The organism is Simplicispira sp. (assembly GCF_028687295.1).
Lineage (GTDB): Bacteria > Pseudomonadota > Gammaproteobacteria > Burkholderiales > Burkholderiaceae_C > Simplicispira > Simplicispira metamorpha.
Window position 1 is genome coordinate 1 of record NZ_JAQUAL010000100.1, and the last position, 8453, is coordinate 8453.

The following is an 8453-nucleotide window of genomic DNA, read 5'->3' on the forward strand; positions in this document are numbered from 1 at the left end:
GTTGATTGATGGAGTGACCCCGCCATGCCCCAGTTTGCCGCCAACCTGAGCCTGATGTACACCGAGCTGCCGTTTCTGGAGCGCTTTGCCGCCGCTGCCAGCGATGGCTTCAGCGCGGTGGAGTATTTGTTTCCCTACGCCTTCGCGCCCGCCGAGCTGGCCGCCCGCCTGCGCGCCAACGGCCTGCGCCAGGTGCTGTTCAACGCGCCGCCCGCCGGGCTGGAGCGCACCGCCATGGCCAGCGCCTGGGAGCAGGGCGCGCGCGGCACCGCCGCCCTGCCGGGGCGCGAGGCGGAGTTCCGCGCCGGGGTGCTTGAAGCCCTGCGCTACGCCCAGGCACTGGATTGCCCGCGCATCCACCTCATGGCCGGGTTGCTGCCCGCAGGCAGCACGCGCCAGGCGCTGGAGCCGCTGCTGGTGGCCAACCTGCGCTGGGCCGCCGCACAGGCCGCTGCCCAGGGCTGCCAGGTGCTGATCGAACCCATCAACCTGCGCGACATGCCGGGCTACTTTCTCAACCGCCAAGACCACGCCCACGCCCTGCTGGACGCCGTCGATTCGCCCCACCTGAAGGTGCAGATGGACTTGTACCACTGCCAGATCGTCGAGGGCGACGTGGCCACCAAGCTGCGCCAGTACCTGCCCACGGGCCGCGTGGCGCATCTCCAGATCGCCGGTGTGCCCGAACGCCACGAGCCCGACCGGGGCGAACTGCACTACCCCTACCTGTTCGACCTGATCGACGCCTGCGGCTACAGCGGCTGGGTGGGCTGCGAATACCGCCCCGCCGCAGGCACCCGCGCCGGTCTGGGCTGGCGGCCGGTACGCAAGACTGCGTAAGGGAATGCGTTATCAGATGTAACGACTTCGCTGCCGTAGAGTGTTCCCATGGTCGGCTGTGTTCCGGTCGATGTGTTTTTGCAGGGGGAGCATGCCATGGCCGAGTCCATTACCAACAACCAATCCGTGGCCCGGCGCACCACTGCGCTGGCGATTGCCCTGGTGGCGCTGGTGTTGGTGGTGGTGGGGCTGGCCATCATGGTGCTGACCGAGCGCAGCACCCGCGCGCAGGTGGTGCGCAGCGTGGGCTACACCGCCCAGAGCGTGGCCCAGTCGCTCGATGCTGCGGCGGGCGCCAACCGCGAGCTGGTGCAGCTGACGATGAAGGGCTTCCAGCGCTACTTTGACTCGGCCATGCACCTGGACGAGGCCACGGGCGAGTTGCGCAGCTACGGCGCCCTGGTCAACGACGACTATGGCTCGGTGGACAAGTTCGCCACCGAAAGCGGCGGCATCGCCACGGTGTTTGCCAAAAAGGGCGAGGACTTCATCGCCATCACCACCTCCATCAAAAACGACAAGGGCGAGCGCCAGCAAGGCATGCTGCTGGAGCGCAGCAACCCGGCCTACGCGCGCGTCAAAACTGGCGAGCCCTACACCGGCCGCACCGTGGTGGGCGGCAAGCCCTACATGGGCCACTACCTGCCGGTCAAGGGCAGCAGTGGCCAGGTGGTGGCGCTGCTGTTCATCGGCAACGACATCAGCATCTTCGAGAGCATGCTGGAAAAGCAGGTGGCGCAAACGCACTTTTTTGAGCACGGCGGTGTGTACGTGATTGACCCGCGCCAGTCGCTGGCCGACGCGGTGCTGGTGGCCCACCCCACGGCCCGGGGCCAAAAGGTGTTGCAGGCCTACCCGCAGGCCCAGGAGTTTCTGGCGGCGCTGGGCAGCGCCGAGGACGGTTTTGTGCGCCACGCCACCCCGGTGCTGGCTGGCGCCGATGACCCCTGGGCCCTGGTGCGCAAGACCCAGGCCGACGGCTGGTGGGTGGTGGCCGAGGTGCCCGATGGCGAGGCCATGGCCAGCCAGCGCCAGGTGATGCTGGCCGTGTGGGGCATGCTGCTGCTGGCCATTGCCTTGCTGGCGCTGGCCCTGTTTGTGCTGCTGCGCCGGGGTGTGAGCGAGCCGCTGCGCGGCCTGACGCAGGCCATCACGCTGGTGGCCCAGGGCGATTTGACGCAGGCGTTTCGCACCACGCGGCGCGATGAGATCGGCGCCCTGGTGCAAGAGGTGGAGGGCATGCGCCAGCGTTATCTGCACCTGCTGCAACAGGTGCGCCAGGCCGCCGACAGCATCTCCACGGCCAGCGCCGAGATTGCCACCGGCAACCAGGACTTGTCGGGCCGCACCGAGCAAACCGCCAGCAGCTTGCAGCAAACCGCGCAAAGCATGGAGCAGCTCACCGCCACGGTACGCCAGTCGGCCGATGCGGCGCACCAGGCCAACGCGCTGGCCAGTTCGGCCGCCGAGGTGGCCGCACGCGGTGGCCGTGTGGTGGGCGAGGTGGTCACCACCATGGACGACATCAACCACAGCTCGCGCAAGATTGCCGACATCATCAGCGTCATCGATGGCATTGCCTTCCAGACCAACATCCTGGCGCTGAACGCGGCGGTAGAGGCCGCCCGTGCCGGTGAACAAGGCCGGGGCTTTGCCGTGGTGGCCAGCGAAGTGCGCAGCCTGGCCGGGCGCAGCGCCGATGCGGCCAAAGAGATCAAGCAGCTCATTGGCGCCTCGGTAGAGAAGGTGGCGTCGGGCGCGCGCCTGGTGCAAAGCGCAGGCACCACCATGGACGAGATCGTGGGTTCGGTGCAGCGCGTGGGCGACATCATTGGCGAGATCACGGCGGCGGCCTCCGAGCAGGCCCAGGGCATAGGCCAGGTCAACACCGCCGTCAACCAGCTCGACCAGATGACGCAGCAAAACGCCGCGCTGGTCGAGCAGTCGGCGGCCGCAGCACACAGCCTGCGCGAGCAGGCCCAGCGCCTGGGCAGCGCGGTGCAGGTGTTCCGGCTGACGGCGCCAGGCACGGGCCATGTGCCCGCAGTGCTGCCCGCCCAGCAGGCTGCGGCGCGGCTGCGCCAGTTGCAGTAAGGCCCGTGTGCAGCGCTGCGCTGCCACCGCCACAGGAGTGCAGCCCCGTTCTGCAAAAATGATAGCTGCTGGCGCTTGTTGTACGGGCGTTGTGGGCATATTTGCCATATAAATTCTGGCCCCGCCAGACAGCGTACGCCCTGCGGGCACGCCCCGGTGCTATCGTCTGCCTCTGCCCGCCACTGCCTTCCCCCGGATTTGCCCATGACCGCCGATGTCCCGACCCTGATGCTGATGATCGTCGTCTCCTCGGTGGCCATGGCGGCGGCCTTGCTGGTGCTGGGCTGGGGCAACTGGCGCGACGGTCTGCACTACTGGGCTGGCTCGCTGCTGGTGGCGGCGGTGGGCTATGTGCTGTTTTTGCTGCGCGGGCAGATCGCCGATGTGTGGTCGGTGGTGTGGGGCAACGCACTGATGTCGGTCACGTTCGCGGGCTTTCTGGCAGCGGTGCGCAATTTTCAGGGGCAGCCCATGCAGTGGCCGGCGATGCTGGTGCCGCCGCTGCTTGTGGCGGCGCTGATGCAGCATTTCATGGGCAACTACGGGCTGCGGGTGGCTTGCTCGGCGTATGTGCTGGCCTGCCAGACGCTGTGGGTATGGTGGACGCTGCACGCCCGGCGCCAAAGCTCCCCGGGGCGCGGTGCCTGGCTGCTGGCGGCGGGCCTGGCCGTGGAGGCCGCCATGCTGCTGGCGCGGGGCTCTTCGGCACTGGCCTCGGCCATGGAGGGCAGCTCCATCCTGCACGGCAACACGGTGCAGACCCTCACCTTCATGGTGGCCTTCATCGCGCTGCTGGTCACTTCGATGGGCTTTGTCTTCATGGCCAAAGACCGCGCCGATGAAACCAACCGCCGCCTGGCCGGGCAAGACGCACTGACCGGGGCGTGGCCAACCGCCGCTCCATCATTGCCGCGCTGGAGCGCGCTGTGGCCAGCGCCCTGCGCCAGCGCCAGTTCATGGCGCTGATGATGGTGGACATTGACCATTTCAAACACGTCAACGACCGCTACGGCCACCTGGCGGGCGACCAGGTGCTGCGCCATGTGGTGGCGCTGATCCAGCAGCGCATCCGTGCCCAGGACATGGTGGGGCGCTATGGGGGCGAAGAGTTTCTGGTGGTGCTGCCCGACACCACACTGCAAGGCGCCCGCGCCCTGGCCCAGCAGCTGTGCGACGTTGTGCAGGCCACGCCCTGCGCCTGGGAGGGCGGGCATATTCCGGTCACCCTCAGCATTGGCGTGTACGGCGGTGTGCTGGCCCCGCAGGATGCTTCGGACTTGCTCATCCACGCTGCTGACAGCGCCCTTTACCGTGCCAAAGCCGGGGGGCGTAACCGCGTTGAACTGGCGCAGGCCCCAGGCTCCCTCCACCGCCTGGACAGTGTTCCGCCCGATACCTGCCCCGCGCCACTGACCTGAAAGGCGCTGCGCCCCGGTGCGCTGTGCGCCGTGCAGGCCCGCTCCGCGCCCGCCTTGTGATGCAATGGCGCAGTTTGATTTTCCAGGAGTCCGCCATGAACGCCCGCATCCCCGACGCTGCCACCGCCACCGCCACCGCCCTGCAACCCGCCAGCGCCCTGGAGCGCATCAGCCAGGTGTGGGACGAGCGCATCCTGCCCCCGCTGACCGACTACATCCGCATCCCGGCCAAGTCGCCGCTGTTTGCGCCCGACTGGGCGCAGCAGGGCCTGCTCGACACCGTGGTGCGCAACGCCGCCGATTGGGTTGAAGCGCAAAAGCTGGCTGGCCTGACGGTAGAGGTGATTCGCTTGCCCGGGCGCACGCCGGTGCTGTTCTTTGAGGTGGCCGCCACGCAGCCGCAGTCCAGCCAGACTGTGCTCATGTACGGCCACCTGGACAAGCAGCCCGAGTTTTCTGGCTGGCGCAGCGACCTGGGCCCCTGGACGCCCCAGCTGGAGGACGGCAAGCTCTATGGCCGGGGCGGCGCCGATGACGGCTACGCCGTGTACGCCAGCATCGCCGCCGTGCAGGAGCTGCAACGCCAGGGCGTGCCGCACCCGCGCATCGTCGGCCTGATCGAAACCAGCGAAGAAAGCGGCTCGCGCGACTTGCTGCCCTACATCGACGCCCTGAAAGCGCGCCTGGGTGACGTGGCCCTGGTGGTGTGCCTGGACTCGGGCGCGGGCAACTACGACCAGCTGTGGCTCACCACCAGCCTGCGCGGCATGGCCAGCGGCACGCTGAAGGTGGAAATCCTGACCGAGGGCATCCACTCGGGCGACGCCTCGGGGCTGGTGCCGTCGAGTTTTCGGATCATGCGCCAGGTGCTGGATAGGCTGGAGGACAGCGCCACGGGCCGCCTGCTGCCCGCCCGCTTCCACTGCCAAGTGCCGCCCGAGCGGCTGGCGCAGGCGCGCGCCACAGCAGCCATCCTGGGCGAAGAGCTGTTCCAGCGCTTTCCGTGGGCGCACTACGACTGCGGCGGCGCCACCACCTTTGCCCTGCCCACCACGCACGACCCGGTGCAGGCCCTGCTCAAACGCACCTGGGAGCCCACGCTGAGCGTGACCGGCGCCGAGGGCCTGCCCGCCCTGCAAGACGCGGGCAACGTGCTGCGGCCCTACACCGCCTTCAAACTCAGCCTGCGCCTGCCGCCGCTGGTGGATGCAGCCAGCTGCGTGCAAGAGATGAAGGCGCTGCTGGAAGACAACGCCCCCTACCAGGCCAAAGTGACCTGGGAAGGCGCCAGCGCTGCCGATGGCTGGAACGCCCCCGACACCGCGCCCTGGCTGGAGGGTGCGCTCAACGCCGCCAGCCTGGCGCACTTTGGCGCGCCCTGCGGCTACATCGGCCAGGGCGGCACGATTCCGCTCATGGGCCTGCTCAGCCAGGGGTTTCCGCAGGCGCAGATGATGGTGTGCGGTGTGCTCGGCCCCAAGAGCAACGCCCACGGCCCCAACGAGTTTTTGCACGTGCCCTACGCCAAAAAACTCACCGCTGCTGTGGCCCAGGTGATTGCCAGCCTGCCGGTGGCTTAAGTTATGCGTCAAATCGGGCTGTAAGCCTGATGTGGTGGGCGCGAGCAGCTATCAAATAAGAAGTAAGATTTTTGCCCCTGATGGTGTGGAGATGGCCATGTCCGATCTGTTCAAACGATTGCCCGGTTTTCAGCAAACCCCTGCGGGCCAGGAGCGCCAGATACTGCGCGCCCTGCCCAAAATCTGGCTGGTCGGCAGCGCGCTGCTGTGCCTGCCCGCGCTGGCTGCGCGCTGGTGGCAGGCCGCAGACACCACAGAAGCCTGGGCCACGCCCCTGAGCCAGCTGGAGATTTACGCCATCAGCCTGCTGGTGCTGCACTGGACAGTGGTGTTCACCGTGGCTATCGGTGCCTTCATCGTCATGGTGATGAAAGGCCCAGCCTACGTCGCCGACGCCTACCCCTTGCAGGGCATGGACAGGCCCGATGTGCCGCTGCCGCCCGACCCGCATGGGTCGTGAGCCGTGGGAAGCCAACCTATGCACACCGACACCCCCGGCATCCCACGCGACGCCCTCGTCTCCACCCTGCAAGCGCGCGTGCCCCGGCTGCTGGCCATTTATGCCTTTGGTAGCCGCATCACCGGCACGGCGCGGCCCGACAGCGATTTGGACTTGGCCGTGCTGGTGGCGGGCTACGCTGACCCGTTGGCGCTGTTCGATCTGGCGGGTGATCTGGCCGACATCGCCGCTTGCCCGGTCGATCTGCTGGATTTGCGCGCAGCCTCCACCGTGATGCAGTACCAAATCATCACCACCGGCCAGCGCTGGTGGGCACTCGATGTGCAGGCTGGCTTGTTCGAGGCGGCGGTACTCAGCGAAAAAACCGCGCTGGACACGGCGCGTGCCGGTCTGCTGGCCGACATCCAACAACGGGGGACGGTGTATGGCCGATGATGTGCTGATCAACAAGGCGGCGGTGATTGAGCGCTGCGTGGGGCGCGCCCGGGAGGAATACGCCCACAACCCCGCCACCTTTGCGACCGACTTCACGCGCCAGGATGCCGCCATCCTCAACATCCAGCGGGCCTGCGAGGCAGCGCTGGACATGGGCCAGCACCTGATTCGCCGCGAAAAACTCGGCGTGCCGCAAAGCGCGCGCGATGTGTTTGGCTTGCTGGCCCAGGGCGGCTGGATAGATGCCCCGCTGGCCGAGGGCCTCAAGCGCATGGTGGGGTTTCGCAACATTGCGGTGCATGACTACCAGGCGCTGCAACTGGCCATCACGGTGCGCATCATTGAGCAGCACCTGGATGAGTTCTTGGATTACAGCCGCGCCCTGTTGTTGCGCGATGCCGTGCAATCACGGGCCTGAGCGGTGGGGCTGACGGCGCCCAGCAAGCCGACAGCACAGCCACCGCGATCTGGAACAACACCTGACGTCCCCAGCGCACCTGCGTGCGCACCACCCGTGGCGTAGATAGCGCGCCGCCGTTGACGGAATAGGCTGTGTTGGGGCTTTGATGGGTACGAAATTGCACATCGCAGAGTCAAAATTTGGCAAGTGCACATCCAATGTAAGGAATTCCGACTTACATCAATGCTACTGTGCGCCCAGCCTCCCAAGTAGGGGGTGCCATCCATCGACTGCGGTACCAACACCGCTATTTTCTAGCCCCTGACTGTCATTCATGATCGAAAAAACTGCCCTCATCGATAGCCGTGTTTCAAATTACAAAACCACCGTTGACATTATTGAGGCAGATACCCCGGATACTTTGCTGAACGCAGCGCAAGGCCGTAATGCATTGGCTCTTACGACAGACGCTGGCAACACGCAGTCCACGGCTAAGAATTTAGGCGACCGCACTTACGACGTAACTGCTTTGGGCGTACTGAGCCAGCAGGAGATTTCAGAAACGGTCGGCATGGATGATGCTGCTGATTTCTTTAAATTCTCTGTCACGCAGGCCAATGCAATTTATTTAGACCTGAGCGCAACGGCAAACACCAAGTTTCAGATACTGAACTCTGCCGGCACGCTCATGGGCACGATGAGCGCTGGATCGTCCAGCGGGTCGTTCAAGTACATGGTGAATCTGGATGCTGGAACCTATTACCTCAAGGCCGCTACGGCCGACTCCAGCGAACGGGCTTCGTATATTGCAAAGACATTTTTTGCGCCCACTGACACGCAGAATGACTCCTTGACTGTAAATTCCTACGCTGCCAGTAGCCCTGTCAGATTGGGAGCCCTGGGTGCTAACGGGACGTTGACCCAAACGGCCACCATTTTCGATTCGTTCGATTTTTCTGGTCAGAATAAATATGATGCCTATACATTCACGCTCAGCGCTGATGCCAACGTCAAGTTTGACTTGAGCGCGCTAAAAAATCTCGGCAGCACTTATTTGAGTATTCAGAGCCAGAATGGCAGTTCGGTGGGAAGTCTGTCGATAAACGATTATCAGAATGGAGCTGACACCGGCAGTATCACAAAGCAACTGCTGGCAGGCACCTACACCATAAATATCACTGGCTATGGAGTAAATAAGTCCGACAGCGTTACCGGAGCCTCTGGCA

The 8453-nt window shown here is 65.3% G+C and carries 9 protein-coding genes; all 9 read left to right on the plus strand.

What is annotated here, in order from left to right; genetic code table 11:
- The first annotated feature begins 24 nt into the window (after positions 1-24).
- Complete coding sequence (gene otnI, locus PHX69_RS11340; protein ID WP_288043789.1) at positions 25-840, plus strand: 2-oxo-tetronate isomerase; 816 nt, start codon at positions 25-27, stop codon at positions 838-840.
- Between the two features lie 96 nt (positions 841-936).
- Positions 937-2934 (plus strand): methyl-accepting chemotaxis protein, encoded by a 1998-nt coding sequence (locus PHX69_RS11345; protein WP_288043800.1) that lies wholly within the window; start codon positions 937-939, stop codon positions 2932-2934.
- Positions 2935-3138: 204 nt separating this feature from the next.
- Positions 3139-3900, plus strand: coding sequence for a hypothetical protein (locus PHX69_RS11350; protein ID WP_288043790.1), 762 nt, complete (start codon positions 3139-3141; stop codon positions 3898-3900).
- Positions 3819-4352: a GGDEF domain-containing protein gene (locus PHX69_RS11355; RefSeq protein ID WP_288043791.1), complete on the plus strand. Its 534-nt coding sequence runs from the start codon at positions 3819-3821 to the stop codon at positions 4350-4352. The genes PHX69_RS11350 and PHX69_RS11355 overlap by 82 nt, the downstream gene beginning before the upstream one ends.
- Before the next feature lie 95 nt (positions 4353-4447).
- A complete protein-coding gene (locus tag PHX69_RS11360; protein WP_288043793.1) occupies positions 4448-5932 on the plus strand; it encodes a M20 family metallopeptidase in 1485 nt (494 codons plus the stop codon).
- A 97-nt stretch (positions 5933-6029) separates the two neighbouring features.
- Positions 6030-6392: a hypothetical protein gene (locus tag PHX69_RS11365; protein WP_288043795.1), complete on the plus strand. Its 363-nt coding sequence runs from the start codon at positions 6030-6032 to the stop codon at positions 6390-6392.
- 18 nt (positions 6393-6410) lie between these two features.
- A complete protein-coding gene (mntA, locus tag PHX69_RS11370) occupies positions 6411-6827 on the plus strand; it encodes a type VII toxin-antitoxin system MntA family adenylyltransferase antitoxin (RefSeq protein WP_288043796.1) in 417 nt (138 codons plus the stop codon).
- Positions 6817-7245 (plus strand): type VII toxin-antitoxin system HepT family RNase toxin, encoded by a 429-nt coding sequence (hepT, locus tag PHX69_RS11375; protein ID WP_288043797.1) that lies wholly within the window; start codon positions 6817-6819, stop codon positions 7243-7245. Before mntA ends, hepT begins: the two co-directional genes overlap by 11 nt.
- A gap of 316 nt (positions 7246-7561) precedes the next feature.
- Positions 7562-8453 (plus strand): hypothetical protein (locus PHX69_RS11380; RefSeq protein ID WP_288043798.1); only part of this gene is annotated, 892 nt, incomplete at its 3' end.

Bases quoted from the DNA above. Each gene is read 5' to 3' on its own strand.
- otnI (WP_288043789.1), top strand. From the start codon at position 25: ATGCCCCAGTTTGCCGCCAACCTGAGCCTGATGTACACCGAGCTGCCG.
- PHX69_RS11345 (WP_288043800.1), top strand. From the start codon at position 937: ATGGCCGAGTCCATTACCAACAACCAATCCGTGGCCCGGCGCACCACT.
- PHX69_RS11350 (WP_288043790.1), top strand. From the start codon at position 3,139: ATGACCGCCGATGTCCCGACCCTGATGCTGATGATCGTCGTCTCCTCG.
- PHX69_RS11360 (WP_288043793.1), top strand. From the start codon at position 4,448: ATGAACGCCCGCATCCCCGACGCTGCCACCGCCACCGCCACCGCCCTG.
- PHX69_RS11365 (WP_288043795.1), top strand. From the start codon at position 6,030: ATGTCCGATCTGTTCAAACGATTGCCCGGTTTTCAGCAAACCCCTGCG.
- mntA (WP_288043796.1), top strand. From the start codon at position 6,411: ATGCACACCGACACCCCCGGCATCCCACGCGACGCCCTCGTCTCCACC.
- hepT (WP_288043797.1), top strand. From the start codon at position 6,817: ATGGCCGATGATGTGCTGATCAACAAGGCGGCGGTGATTGAGCGCTGC.